The following is an 18,763-nucleotide window of genomic DNA, read 5'->3' as shown; positions in this document are numbered from 1 at the left end:
CAAGGCACATTGATGTAGAAATGGTTGTTCCCTTTTAAATCGATGTAACACAGAAGTGGAATACCTGAGAGACTCCATTCTGGCGGGGTTCAAAGTCCTTTATGCTTCGTTAGATGCTTTCAAAATAGAATCACTATTCGCTTCAATCATCTGCCTTGCCTACAGCACTTTGAACTCCCGCTGAAAGATCACATATTTAATAGGATTGGTATTAGTCGGCGTTGAATTCGTCTTTGAAGTCATTTCTGGTAAGGTTTTTAGCCATTTAGAGCATGAGCGATTTCTGGTTGCTCTGTAGCACTAAGTACAAATAAAATGACAGCTAATGTAACAAGCCATATTATTAATGTGCTCAGATTTGAGGCTGTAGTTGGTGTGGTGACACGCAGGGTTCAATAAGTGAACAGGACCAGCAGAAGTGATAATAACAAAAAGAACTAAACGCCTTAACTTAAGGCACCTTGAGTTAAGATGAATCAGTTAAGACGTTTATTAAGCTGAGTTATTAGTAGCAATACATATTATTTAGTACTTGAATTAACTCTTTTACCTCGTCACTTTTTAATGAATAGAAAACAGTTTGAGCTTCTTTCCTAGTACAGACTAAATTGTCTTTACGAAGCCAAGCCAAATGTTGAGATAAAGCCGACTGACTTAAGCCCAATTTCTTATTCATTTCGCCTACACACATTTCACCTTCATTAAGTAGGTGACACAAAATAAACAGTCTACGTTCATTAGCTAATGCTTTTAGCAACACGACCGCATGATCTGCTTGCTGTTGCATTTTTTCTATATTCATCACGCGCTCTTTCTCCTCATCTAACCCCGCTCTAATATAGCGTTCCCTTACAAATAGAGTCGGGACATGAAGCACACTTTTTGGTAGATTGTTGTAAAAAATGAGACTTAGCTAAAAAAATCAAAGGAAACTCATGAAACACTATCAAAGAGCAACGCTGCTTGGTGCGGTATTTGCCGTTCTCACTGGTTGCCAAACAACCACATCCACTCAATCCAATACCGCCAGTTTAGCGATCAATAATTCAAATGATGCCCAAATTAGCCAGCAATTAGCCAAACAAGCTTTATCAACCAGTTTAAGTTTTGACATTGTTGAGTCGCTTACTGTGGAAGTCGGTCCTCGATTAGCAGGTACAGATAAAGACATTACCGCTGTTGATTGGGCAATGGAAAAACTATGGCTACTCGGATTTGATAGAGTATATAAAGAGTCAGTGCAAGTCCCTGCTTGGTCAAGAGGTTACGCCCATGCAAGTATTGTGTCTCCATATGAACAACCATTAGTCGTTACAGCATTAGGTGGCAGTGTTGCGACCCCTGTTAATGGTATACAAGCCTCTATTGTACGTTTTGACAGTTTAGAAGAACTGTCTAATGCATCACCTGGACGCATAGAAGGCAAGATTGTATTTATCGACCATAAAACAGAACGCCATATAACTGGTAAAGGTTATGGCGCAGCTGTTGGTGGCCGTTCTAGAGGTGCTATTGTGGCGGCAAAAAAAGGCGCCGTGGCAATCGTAATCCGTTCCATCGGTACCGATCACGACAGAATGGCTCATACCGGCATGATGCGCTACGAAGAAGGCACCCCTAAAATTCCTGCCGCAGCAATGTCGAATCCCGATGCAGATTTAATTAATGCTATGCTAAAACGCGATCCTAACATCACGTTATCATTAAATATGACATCAGAAAATCTTGGCATTGCCACCTCTTATAATGTGATAGCCGAAGTAACAGGTAGCAGCAAACCAGACGAAATCGTTCTTATTGGTGCTCATCTTGATTCATGGGATGAAGGTACCGGTGCGATTGATGATGGTGCCGGAGTCGCGATTGTGACTACTGCAGCCAAACTGATACAAGACTTACCACAAAAACCAGCTCGAACCATTCGTGTTGTACTATACGCAGCAGAAGAAGTTGGTTTGGTCGGAGGTAAAGCCTATGCAGCACAACATGCCGATGAGTTAGATAAACATTATATTGCTGCAGAATCCGATTTTGGCGCAGGCCCTGTTTATAGAATTGATTTTAACGTTAATCCAGCCACATTTGAGCAAGTAAAACAACAACACTCAGCAATGTCACTGAACGGGGTTGAATTAGGCAACAATCAAGCCTCAGGCGGCCCTGACGTATCAATATTACCGGCTTTAGGCGTACCAGTAGCATCGTTAAACCAAGATGGTACTGATTACTTTGATTATCACCATACGCCAAACGATACATTGGATAAAATTGATCCTAAAAAATTGGCACAAAGTGCAGCGGCTTATGTTCAATTTGCTTATATGATGGCGCAATCTGAAATTGAGTTAAGGCCTGTCACTAAGAAAAAAGATCAACACTAACCAGTGTTAACTCATTTAATTTCTAACTTAAAAACTAAAAAAGCCCTTATTTAAGGGCTTTTTTATTGGTCAGAAAAAACTGATTATTCTTATCGTAAAGACTGAAATTAAGCTATTTTTGTTCGTCACGTAAAAATACAGGCTCTGTTGCTGTCGATTGCGCTTCGCTGTAATAATAGCCTTCAAGATCAAATCGAGTTATTTGTGCAACGCTAGTCGGTTTAGTATCAATAATATAACGCGCCATTAACCCGCGGGCTTTTTTGGCATAAAAACTGATAACCTTAAATTGACCATTTTTATAATCTTTAAAAACAGGGGTAATTAACTGCCCTTTAAGCTGTTTTACCTTAACCGACTTAAAATATTCATTCGACGCTAAATTAACAATAATATCATCGCCCTGCTCTTTTAACGCCAAATTCACTTCATCAGTAATGGTGTCCCCCCAAAACGCATACAAATTACTGCCTTTTGGGTTACTTAATTTAGTGCCCATTTCTAAACGATAAGGTTGAATTAAATCCAGAGGTTTGAGCAAACCATAAAGACCTGACAAAATACGCAGGTGCTGTTGACTAGAAAGCATTTGTGACTCAGACAAATTATCAGCATCAAATCCGGTGTAAACATCACCTCTAAATGCGAAAATAGCTTGTTTGGCATTATCAAGGGTAAACGGTGGTTGCCAGTCAGCAAAACGGGCGGCATTTAGTCCCGCAATCTTATCACTCACCTTCATTAAACTCGCAATGTCCATAGGCGTTAATTCTCGACAAACATCAATCAAAGCTTGGCTGTATTTTAACAAAGGCGGCTGAGTAAAGTGATTGGTTATGGGAGGATTCTCAAAATCCAATGTTTTCGCAGGTGAAACTAAAACCAACATATGCTTGCTCCAGATAAAATCATACTTGCATAATACTGAACTGATATAAAAAAACCATGCTGTAATGGCATGGTTTTTTCGATTACCTTAATAGATAAAGATTATTTTTTAACTGGGTCTGCAGAATTAGGCCAAATTTTTTCTTCTAATTGGTCTGCTAGTTCAGGAAACTTGTTGGTATCAAATACCGGATCAATTCCAGCATCAATTTGTTCTCGGTAATCGTTAATCACTCTAATTGCTAGACCCGATAACAACACCAATGCCACAATATTAACTATGGCCATTAATCCCATTGACACATCAGCTAAATCCCAAACTAAACTGATTTTCGCTAAAGAGCCAAACATTACCATACCTAAAACAACTACACGAAATAATGGCAGCGCCTTCTTACTGTTGCCAGATAAAAACATCACATTAGTTTCGGCATAAGAATAATTGGCAATGATAGAGGTAAAACAAAAAAGTAAAATGGCAAAAGCAATGAATGCTCCCCCCCAGTCCCCCACATGACTCGTTAATGCGCTGATTGTTTTAGCAATACCATCTGAACTCGATGCCGCATCGCCAGATAATAAAATAATCGCCGCTGTAGCAGTACAAATAACAATTGTATCAACAAATACGCCCATCATTTGCACAAAACCTTGCGATGCAGGATGGTTAGGATTTGGAGATGCACTGGCCGCAACATTTGCCGCACTGCCCATGCCGGCTTCATTCGAGAATAACCCTCTGGCAATACCAGCTTGCATTGCTTGAGCCACACTATACGCGACACCACCAGCAGCGGCTTCTTGCCAACCAAAAGCACTATTTATCACTAGCATAAATATGTCGGGTAACTTTTCAATATTCATACCCACTACAACAAATGCGATGGCAATGTAAGCAACGGCCATCACTGGCACAATGAGCTCTGAAGCTTTAGCTACTTTTTTTAATCCGCCCACAATCACAAACGCACTGCAAATCACAATACCAATGCCAACATATACGGGCTCAAAGCCAAATACTTGAGTCATTGCACCGGTAATGGTGTTTGCTTGCACCGCATTAAACACCAAACCAAATGCTAGGATTAAAAATAATGAGAACAGTACTCCCATCCAGCGTTGACCTAGACCTTTTTCCATATAATAAGCCGGTCCACCACGGTACTGGCCATCGCCATCCTTAACCTTATAGACTTGGGCAAGCGTCGACTCAATCATTGCCGTGGCCATCCCAAGAACCGCGATTGCCCACATCCAAAAAACGGCTCCAGGTCCTGCGGTACCAATAGCCACGGCCACACCAGCCATGTTACCCGCACCTACACGTGCAGCCATGCTGGTACAAAAAACTTGAAATGATGACAAACCATGCTTACCCGGACGACGGCTAATAGCCAATACTTTAATACCATGAACAAAATGAGTGACTTGAATAAAACTAAGACGCACAGTAAAAAATAACCCCGCACCAACCAGCCCATAAACTAATAATTTGCCCCAAAGCAGGCTATTCATGAAATTAATAATCGTTTCTAACATTGCCATATTGTCTAATCTTCCCGGTTATAAGGTTATTTTTTTGTCTCAGGCGATTGCACTGAATATAAATCACATAAAGAACAGACCAAGCATTCCATGTGCAAGCTGTTATGTGTAAAAGGTAATATCAATAAAGTGTTTAATTAAGAACACCATTATAAAAGGTAATTATCATGAATTAATAGCTATTGATTACCAAGGACTTTGAACAATAAAGCCAAACTACTCAGCATAAACATCGGCCGAATAAATGAAACTTTGACACAAACATACAAAACACAAAAACAACAAGCGATCTTGATCACACTTTATCACTTCTATTGTTAATGCTCTATGTTAGAAAGTATTGAAAATCGTTATTAAATTTCAAGCAATTACCGACAAATCGACAATAAGTGCGATCTCAACGAAATGCAATTCGTCAGAAATTAGATAAAGGCCACATTATTGTAATAAAATTACAGATACAGTGTTCTCAAAGAAAGTTAATTAAATATTTTCACTTTTAATCGAGGTCACAATGACTAACTCAAATGAAATCACAGCGCTAAAAAAATACGTAAGAGCGACTAACTTCTTAGCAACATCGCAAATTTACCTAAAGCAGAACGTGCTTTATAAGCGTCCTTTGCAACATACTGATATCAAACCTCGTTTACTTGGTCACTGGGGAACCTGTCCTGGTATCAACTTTGTTTACGCAAACGTTAACCGTCTTATTGTTAAACATAAGCGTGAATTCATTTACCTTGTCGGCCCAGGCCATGGCTTCCCAGCAGTGCAAGCTAACTTATTTGTTGAAGGTTCATTAAGCCATTTTTATCCAGACACCATACCTTATACGGAAACGGGTATCGAAGATATCTGTAAAAAATTCTCAGCAGCTTACGGTTATCCATCACATGCTAACCCAGAAGCGCCAGGTCAAATTTTAGAAGGTGGTGAGCTTGGCTATTCACTTTCAGTCGCTTGGGGGTCTGTATTAGACAATCCAAACCTTATCGCAGCCTGCTTAATAGGTGACGGTGAAGCAGAAACAGGTCCATTAGCAGCTTCTTGGTATGCTAACCGTTTAGTCTCACCAGATAAAAACGGTGCTGTACTGCCAATTGTACATATTAACGGTTACAAAATTTCAGGACCGACTCGTATGGGTCGTATGAGTCATGAAGAACTCGATCTTGAATTCCGTGGTCTTGGTTATCATCCAATCATCGTTGATGATGAAATGGATACCGATATTTTTGAACAAATGACCGCTGCGATGGATTTGTCATATGAGATGATCAACGATATTCAACGTCGTGCTCGCTCTGGCGAAGATGTTGTCAAGCCACGCTGGCCAGTTATTCTAATGAGAACCGCAAAAGGTTGGACTGGTACAGCTGAATATGATGGTAAAAAACTTGAAGGTAACTGCGAATCTCACCAAGTTATTGTTAATAACTGTGCTAAAGATAAAGGTCACCTTGAAGCACTTGATAAATGGTTAGCTAGCTATAAGTTTGATGAGTTAGTGCAAACAACTGAAAGCGGTGAACTTGTATTTGATAAAGACATTTTATCATTAATGCCTCCGAAAGATTTATGTTGTGGCCGCCAGCGCTTAAGTTACGGTGGTGAAGTTGTTCGTGCTTTAGCAAATCCAGACCTAAGTAAACTGGGTTATGGCTCAGAAACGCCTCGTGGCCAACGTGGATTCTCAATGTTGAAAATGGGTGAGTGGATGCGTGATGCATTCAAACTAAACCGCGATCAGCGTAACCTGCGTATTTTCAGCCCAGACGAAACCTACTCTAACCAATTACAAGCTGTGTTTGAAGAAACGGATCGCGCATGGCAATGGCCAATTGAAAGCTGGGATCAAGATATGTCTCGCGATGGCCGCGTAATTGAATTGTTATCTGAAAACTTATTATTTGGTATGTTACACGGCTACACTGTAACAGGCCGTCATGGTATGTTCCCAACTTATGAGTCTTTCTCACAAGTAGTATCATCAATGGCGGACCAATACTGCAAATATGTCCATGCAAGCCAAGGCATCCACTTCCGCAAGCCTATCCCTGCATGTAACGTAGTATTGTCTTCACTATTAGAACGTCAAGATCACAACGGTTACTCTCACCAGAATCCATCTTTCTTGGGTGCGATGTTAGAAAAACATCCAGACATTATTTCTGCTTACTTACCTGCAGATGCTAACAGCACCTTGGTTTACACAGAACGTGCCTACGCAGACCGTGATAAACTTAACATCATCGTTGCTGGTAAGAAGTCATTACCACAATGGTTATCATTAGATGAAGCTCGTAAACAAACTAAAGATGGTGTAATGGTATGGGATTTCGCTTCTGACGAAAACCCAGATGTAGTTCTTGCAGGTTGTGGCGACTACGCAACACAAGAATGTATGGCATCGTTGGTATTGATCCGCGAGATATTACCAAGAGTACGTATTCGCTTTGTGAGCGTATCAGAACTGCATAGCAGCGGTTTAGGTAGTCTTAAGTTCCAAAGCAAGCCTTGGATGATGGATGAAGTCTTCACTGAAGATAAAGGCGTGGTATTCAACTATCATGGCTACCCAAACACCATCAAAAAGCTAGTATTTGATTATAAAGGTAACCGTCGTTTCCGTATTAAAGGTTATGAAGAAGAAGGTTCAACTACGACACCATTTGACATGGGCGTACGTAATGGGACTTCTCGCTACCATTTAGTTATCGACATGGCATACAAGTTGTTCCAACAAGGTGTGATTGATGAGACTCAGCATGTTGCTATCACTACAGATATGTTACAACGCTTGGTTGACCATAAAAACTACATTAAAGCAAACGGTGTAGATCCAGTCGAAATCGAAAACTGGGTATGGACTCGTTAATCTGAGCCTTTGCAGTCAACAAAAATACGCCTTTTAGGCGTATTTTTGTTTTAATAAGCTAAAAAAAACATATTAAAATCACTTTGCACTAATTTATTAACAACAAATATAACGTTAACAATTAACTTTCAATCAACAACAAATTAAAACATAAACATTAAGCACATGTTTTAATTGCAATTATTTAAAAATCATCACTTCTGTCACCATAATATTCTATTGACCATTACCAAAAATTAATCCTTTTTACTATGGAAAAACATCAAATTAGCGCCCATAATTGCGCCGCTGGCTAAAATACAAAGAAACACCACATTAAGTGTCAGTAATGCATGATCATAACAACTCCGTTACATGCATGTTTGGTGGAGTAAAATAACAATGGACTAATATATGATGAAGAACACATTAAAAGTAGTATTACTCACCTCTATGTTGCCTTTCGCTGCATCAGCTGCACAAGAATTAACACCTTGGTACGTTGGTGGTGGTTTAGGCGTTAATAACTATGAACCAAGTTGCGACCAAAAAACCATGAAAGTATGTGGTGAAGATGACCCATATGCTTGGGATGTATTTGGTGGTTACTTATTTAACGATTATTTCGGTATTGAATTAGGTTATCGCGACCTTGGCCGTGCTGAATGGACTGACTATTCAAACAAACGTAATGATGTTGGCACAAAAGGTGTCACATTAGGTTTGGTTGGTTTTTATCCACTTGCTGATAAGTGGAGTTTGTCTGCAGAAGCAGGTGCATTTAACTACCTTGTTTCTAACAAGAAAGAATATAACACTGAATATTACAGTGACAGCGGTATTGCACCATATATTGGTGCAGGTGTTGGCTATAACTTTACTGATAACCTAAAGTTGCAAGCTAAATACCGTCGCTACGAAAATCTCGACGAAGAAAAGTGGAATACTTTATCAATGGAAAGCAACTATTGGGGTCTTGAGCTAAGTTACCGCTTTGGTACTAGCACTCCAGCACCTGTTGTCGCTGCACCAATCGTTGCAGTAGCACCTGGCGATGCAGATAAAGATGGCGTGACAGATAATTTAGACAAATGTCCAAATACACCTATGACTCACAAAGTTGACGCTAATGGTTGTACTGTTTATGAAAACATCACAACAAAGCATGACTTAGGTGGCATTTTATTTGCTAACAATTCTGCTGAAATCCGTACTGGTTCATTTGCAGATATTGAAAAATTAGCAGATTTCTTAAATAAACATCCTCAGCACACAGTCTCTATCGAAGGCCACGCGTCTAACGTAGGTAAAGCTGAATACAACATGAAGCTTTCTGAGCGTCGTGCAGTAGCCGTTGCAATCTCACTTAACAAAAAGTATGGCATTAGCACTAGCCGTATCAGTTCTGTTGGTTATGGTGTAACTAAGCCGGTTATACAAGGTAGCTCAGCTGAAGCTAACCGTGTTAACCGTCGCATTGAAGCGGTTGTTACCGGTACAGAAAAACGTCCTGTAATGCGTTAATTGTCACAATAATATGCTCCATTTTAAAAGTCGCTGCTTGTCAGCGGCTTTTTTATTTTCAGAACAGACTAAACTGAGTACAATAGCGACTCACACTGACGTTGCAGTAATAGAATTGCAAGTATCCTACAATTTAGTTTACCCACTTTGTCTATTTAGCAACAATAATGATGTTAAACAAGCAAAAATAACGGGTGATTTCGTAATTTTTTTACAAATAAAGTTGGAATAATCCCTAAAATCGCTTCTAATAAAGGCATTGATCTATATTCATTGCTTACCGAGAGGAAATTTCCATGGCCAATATACTCGCGCAACTCAAATCATTCACTACCATCGTTGCTGATACCGGCGACATAGAGGCGATTAAGCGTTACCAGCCTGAAGATGCAACAACCAACCCATCACTCATTCTAAAAGCCTCACAAATCCCGGAATACGCTTTTCTTATAGAAAATGCAATTGAATGGGCCAAAACTCAAAGTCAAAGTCTTGAGCAACAAATTGAAGATGCTGGTGATAAACTTGCAGTAAATATTGGTGTAGAAATTTTAAAATTAGTGCCTGGCCGGATCTCTACAGAAGTCGACGCCCGATTATCATTTGATAAGCAACGCTCAATTGATAAAGCGCACAAGCTCATTAAGTTATACCAAGAAGCTGGCATTGATAAGTCACGTATTTTGATTAAATTAGCTTCAACTTGGGAAGGCATTTGTGCTGCCAAAGAACTAGAAAAAGATGGAATCAATTGCAACCTCACATTACTGTTTAGTTTTGCTCAAGCCAGAGCCTGTGCAGAAGCTGGCGTATATCTTATTTCACCATTTGTTGGTCGCATTTTAGATTGGTATAAAAAAGATACAGGTCAAGATTACACAGCACAGACCGATCCAGGTGTAGTTTCTGTAACTGAAATTTACAATTACTATAAGCAACATGGATACAACACCGTTGTAATGGGTGCAAGTTTCAGAAATATTGGTGAAATTATCGAACTGGCAGGTTGCGATCGCCTAACTATCGGCCCAGCATTATTAGAAGAATTAGCCAATACAGAGCTAGAAATCAGTCAAAAACTGATTCCAACCACATCAACAACTACCGCTCCCACTGCGCTAACAGAATCGCAATTCCGCTGGGCGTTTAACGAAGATCCAATGGCAGTTGATAAATTAGCTGAAGGGATCCGTAATTTTGCCATTGACCAAGGCAAATTAGAAGTGATGTTAACTGCAAAATTAAGCTAGTTGGAGGCTTTACTCGTGACGACACTGACTCAAAGCATGACTTGGAAGGCGATTCACACTCATTCAAGTCAACTACCTCATATGCGAGAATTATTTGCCAAAAACCCACAACGTTTTAAGCAAATGAGTGTTGCAGCTTGTGGTCTTTTTTTAGATTACTCTAAGAACCGCGTGAACGATGAAACACTTAAGTTGTTATTTTCTTTGGCTAGAGAAGCAAAGCTGAGTGACAAAATTACCGCAATGTTTAATGGTGATATGATTAACACCACTGAACACCGTTCGGTACTTCATACTGCATTACGCAGTAAAGCAGCACAGAAAATTGTTACAGAAGGAGTGAATATTGTTCCTGAAGTACAACAAACATTAGCTAAAATGGCTAAATTTGTTAATGCTGTTCAATCTGGCGAGTGGAAAGGCTATACCGGTAAAGCGATCACAGATATTGTGAGTATTGGCATTGGAGGCTCATTTCTTGGACCAAAAATTGTTTCACAGGCACTGAGGCCATATTGGCAAAAAGGACTTAATTGTCATTTTGTTGCCAACGTTGATGCAACCTCCATTTGTGAGAAATTGAAAAACCTCAATGCAGAAACCACATTATTTGTAATGTCGTCAAAATCATTCAGTACCCAAGAAACATTAACAAATACCCTTAGCGCTAAAGAGTGGTTTTTAGGACAAGGAGCAAGCCAACAAGATGTGGCTAAACACTTTGTTGCAGTGACTTCAAATGTTACCAAGGCAACAGAGTTTGGTATGGACGCTAACAACATTTTTCCGATGTGGGATTGGGTTGGTGGACGTTACTCATTATGGTCGGCCATTGGTTTGCCTATCGCACTATTAGTAGGTATGGATAACTTTAACGCCTTGCTTGATGGCGCTCATCAAATGGATCAGCATTTTTTAAATGCGCCATTAGAGCAAAACATGCCAGTGATAATGGCGATGCTATCGGTGTTATATGGTAATTTTCATGGTGCACAATCCCATGTCATTTTAACTTACGACCATTACCTTCGTGGATTACCCGCTTATTTCCAACAACTTGACATGGAAAGTAATGGGAAATCAGTGACACTTGATGGCACCGATATCGATTACAGTACTGGCCCAGTCATTTGGGGCGGTGAAGGCACTAATGGTCAACATGCATACCACCAGCTACTTCATCAAGGTACTGCGTTAATTCCTGCTGACTTTATCATGCCATTGCAAAGCCATAACCCGCTCGGTAAACACCATGATCAACTTGCATCAAACTGCTTTGGGCAAACCCAAGCATTAATGCAAGGCCGAACTTATGATGAAGCACTGGCAGAGTTAGGCAACAGCAATCTGGATGAACAAGAAAAATACCTTATCGCTAAGCATAAGGTCATGCCAGGTAATAAGCCTAGCAACACCTTATTAATGGACAAGTTAACGCCAACAACATTAGGTGCGTTAGTGGCGCTATATGAGCACAGAACTTTTGTTCAGGGTGCGATTTGGCAAATAAACTCATTTGATCAATGGGGCGTTGAGCTAGGTAAGCAGTTAGGCAATGATGTATTAGAACGTATTGGTGCAAAAGACGAAGCCACACAATTAGACTCATCAAGTAATGCATTAATCAATTTGTATCGTCAGGGACGTCTATAACAACTCCCCTTACAGTATTGTTCAACCAAACACCCTTAGCTCTGTTAAGGGTGTTTTTTTCAACATGCACAGCAAAAAATCGCCTTTAATACCAATATAATTCATCGTTCCGTGATTATTTAGTAACACAAATGAAACACAAGTGTTGCACCCTATAGTTGAAATATGATACTTATTTGTGCAGAGACATCATAATAACAAGGGAGGTTACCATGGATCGATTAGACTATGGTGGTGCGCTAGACGAAGTTGTTGAAAGACCAAGCCGCTCAAAAAGCTCTTCAAAAAAACGCAAATGGCGTGAAATTGAAGCCATTAAGGACAAGCAGCGTTTACTCAAGGAACTACAAGATATCGATGATTCATTCGATTTTGACATGAGTACATTAGTTCTGTAATAAACTTAGCAAACATTAATTGCAGTGAGTTTCAGAGAAAAAGAGCGCATTTAGCGCTCTTTTTGTTGTGAGTAACATTTTGCACTCAACAAGTGCATTGGCTAAACAGACTTATCAACTTTTTCTATATAGGCACGCAACTCTTCAAACATCGATTTATCGTTATCATTAAATAGCGGATCTTCAATTAAACGCTTTTGACATAACACTGACACTTTTTTCCAATCATTCTCATCTAAAGTACTTTCAAACAGGGGGAAAACCTCCCGCTCTTCATACTGCATATGCAATTGTTGTAGCTGAATATATTCATGTAAATCGTTTATTAGCTTCTCGCGAGAAATAACCACATCCGATAAAATCATATTCAAGCTATATACTAGTGCACCGGATGCTTCTGCTAAACGATGATGCTCATTGAATAATTGGCCACAATTAGCCAGACCCATTTTATTACTATAGTAATCAAAAATGGTATCTTCTAATGGATGATGACTATGCTCTGCATAATTTTGCATGTACTCAACAATATCTCTGACAAGATTAAAATTAACTCCGTTCCCTTCAGACAATCGAGTCAATTTATTTGAAAGAATATTCAACAAAATGGCAATATGTTTATGATCGCGCATTAAACGTTGCAACATAACCTTCTCCCGTCATTTTTTACCAGACACTAATGTATAAATAATAGCCAAAAATAGCTCTTTTACTAATCTACACTGGGATAAGCATAATGAGGTATGACCAAGATCATAATATTGGAATATAAAAAACACCTAATACCAAAATCGCTAATATTAGGTGCTAATATTTAGAGCTAAGTACTTATTTTAAAACCATAAACATATGAGCTTTAAGCTGTTCAAAATCAGCGGCTAATTCTGCTGATAAAATCAATTTATGTGCAACCACCTCCAATTCTGGAGGCAGCGGCAAGCTAATTGCTAACTCACGGTCTACCACATCTTTAAACTTAGCAGGGTGCGCAGTACCAAGAAATACCCCCGTTTCGCTACCAGTGAGTCCAAGAGTCAATGCGTGGGCAGCAATCGCAGCATGGGGCTCTGACTGATAACCAACTTGATAAAGCTGTGCTAAAGCGGCTCCTGTATCTGATTCAGACAACGCCACGCCCGTCACTAACGAAAGTGGCCAGCCCATTTGAGCACAAATAGCTTCAACACGAGGCCAATTGCTTGGCTCTGACACATCCATAGCATTGGACATGGTTGCCACCGTTTTATGCGGTTGCCACTCTCCATCAGTGAGATAACGCGGTACGGTATCATTACTATTGGTTGCTGCAATAAATCTTTTGATTGGTAACCCCATCGCTTTAGCAAATAAACCTGCAGTTAAGTTACCAAAGTTACCACTGGGCACAGACACTACAATGTCATCATGTCCAGCGAGTTTTGCTTGTGCAACCGCTTCAAAGTAATAGCATATCTGTGCCAGCAAACGGCTTATATTAATTGAATTAGCTGAATTTAGCGCTAAACCATCACGCACATCGCTATTATCAAAAGCTTGTTTTACAAGATGCTGACAAGCATCAAAATCAGATGTTACCGCCACGGTATGAATATTCTTCCCCAAGGTCGTAAACATTTTTTCTTGGAGTTCACTTATTTTACCTTTTGGATATAGCACCATCACATTAACGTTATCTAAACCATAAAATGCATCTGCTACAGCAGCACCTGTATCACCAGATGTTGCGGTTAAAATAGTCAGTTTTTTATCGCCAGCAAGTAAATTGACGCATTGCGCCATAAAGCGAGCCCCAAAGTCTTTAAACGCTAATGTAGGACCATGAAAAAGCTCTAAACAGGCACGTTTATCATCAACTTTGACTAAGGGCACATCAAAGGTGAACGCCTTATCAACAAGCTTATCGACACTTTCTTGGCCTAGTTCATCGGCTAACCAAGCCCCCAGTACTTTTTTACTCCGCTCCGCAAAAGGAAGTGCAAGTAATGCATCAACATCGCCTAATACTGGAATTGATTTGGGGAAAAATAGTCCTCTATCTTTGCCTAATCCCAATTGAACAGCTTGACTGAAGTTCACTATCTGCGACGGGTGTTTTAAATTATATAATTCCATTACAACTGCCTTTTAAATTTCAAAAATAATGCGAAAGAGTGAGTGCTATACACAACGGGTGCCGAGTTGATCTAGTTTACAAATATGAGCAAAGCCACCTTGTTCAGAAATATAATGTTCCATTAACCAATTTTTGGCCGTTTCGGCTGTGGCTAAATTGTCTGTCACACTAAATAGTGTTGGACCGCTTCCCGAGATTCCCGTCGTTAGCATACCCAATTTAGCTAACGCAGAACGGGCATCGGTATATCCAGGTATCGCCGATGCGCGGTAGGGCTCAGCCAATACATCTTTTAGCATTTCAATCGCGAGTTCTGCATCTTGCTGATAACTAGCATGAACAAATGCACTTAAGTAGCGACCAAAGTCAATGGCAACCGATTTATCGTACTGTTGAGGCAGTAATTCACGCATTGTGGCTGTTGATAATGAAATACCAGGGTAAGCTATCACCCAATACCAATTGTCAAAACTAGGGATGGTGGCACATGCTTTGTTACTTGAGTTGAGCATTAATTGCATCCCACCTAAATAACATGGCGCCACATTGTCATAATGCACACTACCCGATATCTTTCCCTCAAATTCCCCCATCAACCCTAACAAGGCTTGCTGGTCAAACGGCTGTCCAAAATGCTCATTTAATGCATATAACGCTGCAACAACAGAGCTGGCACTCGAACCTAAGCCACTGCCAACTGGAAGATTTTTTTCAAGGCAAATTTTAATGCCATCTTGTCTTTGTAATTTATCTAAAAAGAACTCTGCACATTGATAAACAATATTATCTTTGCCATTGAGAGGTAACTTATGCGCCCACGCCCCCTGTTGGCTATATTCAATACCGCGGTCAGCGGCACTGATCATCACTTTATCGCCTAACAATGAACCGTCTATTGGCGCCAAAGCTGCACCTAACAAATCAAAACCAACACCCACATTTCCCATTGACGCCGGAGCATACACTATAAGCATTTCTTGGCTTACCGCTAACGTTTGATTCATAGCCCAACCTCACGAGTCCAATTTAAGGTCCTTAATACATCAGCAAAGGCCCCCGCAGCAGTGACATCGGTACCTGCACCATAACCTCTTAATACAAAAGGAATTGGCTGATAATAGCGGCTATAAAATGCCAATGCATTTTCACCACCTTTAACGCTGTATAATGGATCGGTTGCATCAACCTCAATAATTCTGACATGGCATTGCCCAGCTTCAATCTGACCGACATAACGCAAAACTTTCCCTTCAGCTTTTGCTGCTGCGACTCGAGATGAAATAGCGGCGTCTAATGATGGAAGATTCTCCATAAACTGATTAACGTCACCTGAGTCATCAAAACCAACGGGTAATACCGACTCCACATTAATGTCGCTTAACTCCAATGGTAGACCCACTTCCCGAGCTAAAATTAACACCTTACGTGCCACGTCCATACCGCTTAAGTCATCACGAGGGTCAGGCTCTGTGAAGCACTTTTCACGTGCAATTGCAGTGGCTTGCGATAAACTCATGCCTTCATCTAACATACCAAAAATATACGATAACGACCCAGATAAAATACCATTAAACTTATGTAACTTGTCACCGGCATACATCAGTTTTTTAAGGTTGTCGATAACAGGCAAACCCGCTCCGACAGTCGTTTCGTATAAAAATTGGCGACGCTGAGTTAATGCCGTTTTGCGTAATGCTTGATAATAAGCATAATCGCGAGTGTTCGACTTTTTATTGGGTGTCACAACATGAAAACCAGCATTCATCACATCAAGATAACGGTCTGAAACTAACTCGCTTGAAGTACAATCTACCAGTACAGGGTTAAGTAATTGCTGATCTTGTCCCCACTCAAGCAGTTTTGCTAAATCATATGCTTGCCCATTTTCAGACAATAGCGCCGGCCAATCGTTAAGTTCAATACCGTCACTGTTTAGCAGCATTTGACGAGAGTTTGCGATACCACAAACACGAATACTAATGTGTTGCTCTTTTAACATCGCGCTTTGCTGTTTAATTTGATCTAACAATCCGGCACCAACATTACCACTGCCGACTAAAAATACGTCCAGATACTGTTGCACATCAAAAAATGCTTGATGACATGCACCAATGGCATGCTTGGTTTTTTTCTGTTGAATAACGGTAGAGATTGATCGCTCAGAAGACCCTTGCGCAATAGCAACAATATTAACACTCGCTTGAGCTAACGCACTGAAAAACTTAGCGGCTACACCTTTATGAGTTTTCATGCCATCACCAATCAATGACACTATTGACAAGTCTTGACGTAATTCAATCGGTTCAAGTAGTTCGCTTTTTATTTCAAGTTCAAACTCTTGTTCTAGTGCCCATTTAGCTTTATTCGCCTCAGAGGTGGCAACACAAAAACTGATACTGTATTCAGAGGAGCTTTGAGTAATAAGAGAAACAGAAATACCACTGCGCGATATAGCAGCCAATGTACGACTTGCCATACCGACCATGCCTTTCATTCCAGGGCCAGAGACATTGAACATGGTTTGATTGTCAAGGTTCGAAATAGCCTTCACTTGTAAACCCGTTTGGTCATCATCATTAGAGACCAACGTACCTGGAGCTGATGGATTAAAACTGTTTTTGATGTAGCAAGGAATGTGATATTGAGCAATAGGTGCAATCGTTTTTGGATGCAATACTTTGGCACCAAAATAAGATAGCTCCATCGCTTCTTGATAACTTAACTGTGACAACAATTTAGCGTCGGCCACAACACGAGGATCGGTATTGTAAACACCATCAACATCAGTCCAGATTTCACAACTAGATGCATCTAAACAAGCCGCTAAAACCGCTGCAGAATAGTCAGAACCATTGCGACCTAAGGTCACCACTTTTCCAAGAGCATCTGCAGCCGTAAAACCTGGCATCACCCAAACTCGGTGCTGTTCAAGTGGCAATAATGCAAAACGAGGTTTACTCACCGCAATATCGACTACCGACTCTAACGGTTGGCCATGGGCTAAAAACAAGGTGACGGGGTCTAGTTGCGCGGAAGTAATGTTCTTTGCGAGCATCACTTGTTCCATTAATGCTGCAGATAAACGCTCACCTGTTACCACTATTTCAGCGCGCACACTATCAGGGCATTCACCCAATAGCTTAATTCCATAAAGCTTATCTTTCCAAACCTGCATTTGAGAGTCTAACTTTTCAACCAACAAGGTGTGTTGATGGTTTGCAATGAGCGATACCGCAGCATCTGCAAACAACCCAGTATAAACCGCATTGATATGGTCTAACACAGGTTGGTAATCTTGTTGATTAACAGCAATATCAACCATTTCTAATAGTGCATTGGTGACAGTAGCTGGAGCTGAAAGTACCGTAGCGATTGACTCTGCAGCTGATGAATCGGCAATAATATCTGCAGCCATCGAAAAACGAGACCAATTCGCCAGCGAGGTTCCGCCAAATTTCATTACTTTCATCTACTTCTCCCTGTCATCATCTTAATAACGACATTAAATTAATATAACTTGAATTAGAAACAAAAAAGCCCGCTTCTATTGTGGGAAGCGGGCTTTTTTTGCAAATCTTTTAGGGTGTAATCAGCCCGCCCCCACTATGGTAATAGTGGTGGTTGTAATGGTTGTAATTACAACGAGCAAGAGGGTTAACATTTGATGATTCTCTTCGTTTTATAAAATGTTGACTGTCGATAATATTTAATAAGATTAAATAGCTGATCCACGTTGGCTAACAGAATTGCTTTTTTAGACCAATGTTGTCAACCCCTCATTACAGTTTATTTGCTAATTATTTTAGTCGCTAAGTTGATTTTTATATCATTAAGACATTCAAAGTAAATTAACACAGTCACTAAAAACACGATAATCTTACGTTAACGGCAACATCACCTTTAAGCCTAAAAAAATAAACCCTCTAAATACAATTACATAAATGTATTAATGTTGAGCGATTCAATCATCCCTAGTCAATAGCCTTGGATGAAGAGTTAACACCATAATTATTTTCATGGGTAGTGTTATACCAATCCCATTAAATATCTGGTCAGTTCAGAGTCTCTCAGGTTTTTCAATTCAAGGCACATTGATGTAGAAATGGTTGTTCCCTTTTAAATCGATGTAACACAGAAGTGGAATACCTGAG

Annotated in this window: 13 protein-coding genes and 1 other annotated feature; of the genes, 6 read left to right on the top strand and 7 right to left on the bottom strand. The window is 40.1% G+C overall.

All coding sequences use genetic code 11. The features are described from left to right. Positions 1–505: 505 nt before the first annotated feature. A complete protein-coding gene (locus ACWXWT_RS15200) occupies positions 506–802 on the bottom strand; it encodes an ArsR/SmtB family transcription factor (RefSeq protein WP_456042423.1) in 297 nt (98 codons plus the stop codon). Positions 803–935: 133 nt separating this feature from the next. On the opposite strand from ACWXWT_RS15200, the gene ACWXWT_RS15195 reads away from it, so the two are divergent. Further along, complete coding sequence (locus tag ACWXWT_RS15195) at positions 936–2,381, top strand: M20/M25/M40 family metallo-hydrolase (protein WP_456042422.1); 1,446 nt, start codon at positions 936–938, stop codon at positions 2,379–2,381. A 112-nt stretch (positions 2,382–2,493) separates the two neighbouring features. On the opposite strand, the gene yaaA is transcribed toward ACWXWT_RS15195, so the two are convergent. Further along, on the bottom strand, positions 2,494–3,270 hold the full coding sequence (gene yaaA, locus ACWXWT_RS15190) for a peroxide stress protein YaaA (RefSeq protein WP_456042421.1): 777 nt from the start codon (positions 3,268–3,270) through the stop codon (positions 2,494–2,496). Between the two features lie 101 nt (positions 3,271–3,371). After that, on the bottom strand, positions 3,372–4,808 hold the full coding sequence (locus tag ACWXWT_RS15185; protein WP_456042424.1) for an alanine/glycine:cation symporter family protein: 1,437 nt from the start codon (positions 4,806–4,808) through the stop codon (positions 3,372–3,374). 520 nt (positions 4,809–5,328) lie between these two features. On the opposite strand from ACWXWT_RS15185, the gene ACWXWT_RS15180 reads away from it, so the two are divergent. The 5 genes from ACWXWT_RS15180 to ACWXWT_RS15160 all read left to right on the top strand — a co-directional run bounded on the left by ACWXWT_RS15180 (position 5,329) and on the right by ACWXWT_RS15160 (position 12,499). Continuing rightward, a complete protein-coding gene (locus tag ACWXWT_RS15180) occupies positions 5,329–7,695 on the top strand; it encodes a phosphoketolase family protein (protein WP_456042420.1) in 2,367 nt (788 codons plus the stop codon). A gap of 393 nt (positions 7,696–8,088) precedes the next feature. After that, the gene (locus ACWXWT_RS15175; RefSeq protein WP_456042419.1) at positions 8,089–9,198 is read left to right on the top strand and encodes an OmpA family protein; all 1,110 of its coding nucleotides are present in this window, start codon (positions 8,089–8,091) and stop codon (positions 9,196–9,198) included. A gap of 296 nt (positions 9,199–9,494) precedes the next feature. Further along, positions 9,495–10,448: a transaldolase gene (gene tal, locus ACWXWT_RS15170; protein WP_456042418.1), complete on the top strand. Its 954-nt coding sequence runs from the start codon at positions 9,495–9,497 to the stop codon at positions 10,446–10,448. Between the two features lie 15 nt (positions 10,449–10,463). Then, positions 10,464–12,101 (top strand): glucose-6-phosphate isomerase, encoded by a 1,638-nt coding sequence (pgi, locus tag ACWXWT_RS15165; RefSeq protein ID WP_456042417.1) that lies wholly within the window; start codon positions 10,464–10,466, stop codon positions 12,099–12,101. Positions 12,102–12,313: 212 nt separating this feature from the next. Then, positions 12,314–12,499: a DUF3545 family protein gene (locus ACWXWT_RS15160; RefSeq protein WP_456042416.1), complete on the top strand. Its 186-nt coding sequence runs from the start codon at positions 12,314–12,316 to the stop codon at positions 12,497–12,499. Positions 12,500–12,600: 101 nt separating this feature from the next. On the opposite strand, the gene ACWXWT_RS15155 is transcribed toward ACWXWT_RS15160, so the two are convergent. The 4 genes from ACWXWT_RS15155 to thrA form a co-directional block, all read right to left on the bottom strand. Next, the gene (locus tag ACWXWT_RS15155) at positions 12,601–13,146 is read right to left on the bottom strand and encodes a hemerythrin domain-containing protein (protein WP_456042415.1); all 546 of its coding nucleotides are present in this window, start codon (positions 13,144–13,146) and stop codon (positions 12,601–12,603) included. A gap of 181 nt (positions 13,147–13,327) precedes the next feature. Next, positions 13,328–14,611, bottom strand: coding sequence for a threonine synthase (thrC, locus tag ACWXWT_RS15150; protein WP_456042414.1), 1,284 nt, complete (start codon positions 14,609–14,611; stop codon positions 13,328–13,330). Between the two features lie 45 nt (positions 14,612–14,656). After that, positions 14,657–15,616 (bottom strand): homoserine kinase, encoded by a 960-nt coding sequence (gene thrB, locus ACWXWT_RS15145; protein WP_456042413.1) that lies wholly within the window; start codon positions 15,614–15,616, stop codon positions 14,657–14,659. Further along, entirely contained in the window at positions 15,613–18,081 is a 2,469-nt protein-coding gene (gene thrA, locus ACWXWT_RS15140) for a bifunctional aspartate kinase/homoserine dehydrogenase I (protein WP_456042412.1), read from the bottom strand. The genes thrB and thrA overlap by 4 nt, the downstream gene beginning before the upstream one ends. Positions 18,082–18,139: 58 nt before the next feature. Further along, positions 18,140–18,257: a sequence feature (Thr leader region), on the bottom strand. Between the last annotated feature and the right edge of the window lie 506 nt (positions 18,258–18,763).

The organism is Shewanella sp. A22 (genome assembly GCF_053850585.1).
Note: the sequence above shows the minus strand (reverse complement) of the source record. Positions and strands in the feature narration are given on the sequence as shown.

Excerpts from the sequence above, each read along its gene's own strand:
- ACWXWT_RS15200 (WP_456042423.1), bottom strand. The coding sequence starts at position 802 with ATGAATATAGAAAAAATGCAACAGCAAGCAGATCATGCGGTCGTGTTG.
- ACWXWT_RS15195 (WP_456042422.1), top strand. The coding sequence starts at position 936 with ATGAAACACTATCAAAGAGCAACGCTGCTTGGTGCGGTATTTGCCGTT.
- yaaA (WP_456042421.1), bottom strand. The coding sequence starts at position 3,270 with ATGTTGGTTTTAGTTTCACCTGCGAAAACATTGGATTTTGAGAATCCT.
- ACWXWT_RS15185 (WP_456042424.1), bottom strand. The coding sequence starts at position 4,808 with ATGTTAGAAACGATTATTAATTTCATGAATAGCCTGCTTTGGGGCAAA.
- ACWXWT_RS15180 (WP_456042420.1), top strand. The coding sequence starts at position 5,329 with ATGACTAACTCAAATGAAATCACAGCGCTAAAAAAATACGTAAGAGCG.
- ACWXWT_RS15175 (WP_456042419.1), top strand. The coding sequence starts at position 8,089 with ATGATGAAGAACACATTAAAAGTAGTATTACTCACCTCTATGTTGCCT.
- tal (WP_456042418.1), top strand. The coding sequence starts at position 9,495 with ATGGCCAATATACTCGCGCAACTCAAATCATTCACTACCATCGTTGCT.
- ACWXWT_RS15160 (WP_456042416.1), top strand. The coding sequence starts at position 12,314 with ATGGATCGATTAGACTATGGTGGTGCGCTAGACGAAGTTGTTGAAAGA.
- ACWXWT_RS15155 (WP_456042415.1), bottom strand. The coding sequence starts at position 13,146 with ATGTTGCAACGTTTAATGCGCGATCATAAACATATTGCCATTTTGTTG.
- thrC (WP_456042414.1), bottom strand. The coding sequence starts at position 14,611 with ATGGAATTATATAATTTAAAACACCCGTCGCAGATAGTGAACTTCAGT.
- thrB (WP_456042413.1), bottom strand. The coding sequence starts at position 15,616 with ATGAATCAAACGTTAGCGGTAAGCCAAGAAATGCTTATAGTGTATGCT.
- thrA (WP_456042412.1), bottom strand. The coding sequence starts at position 18,081 with ATGAAAGTAATGAAATTTGGCGGAACCTCGCTGGCGAATTGGTCTCGT.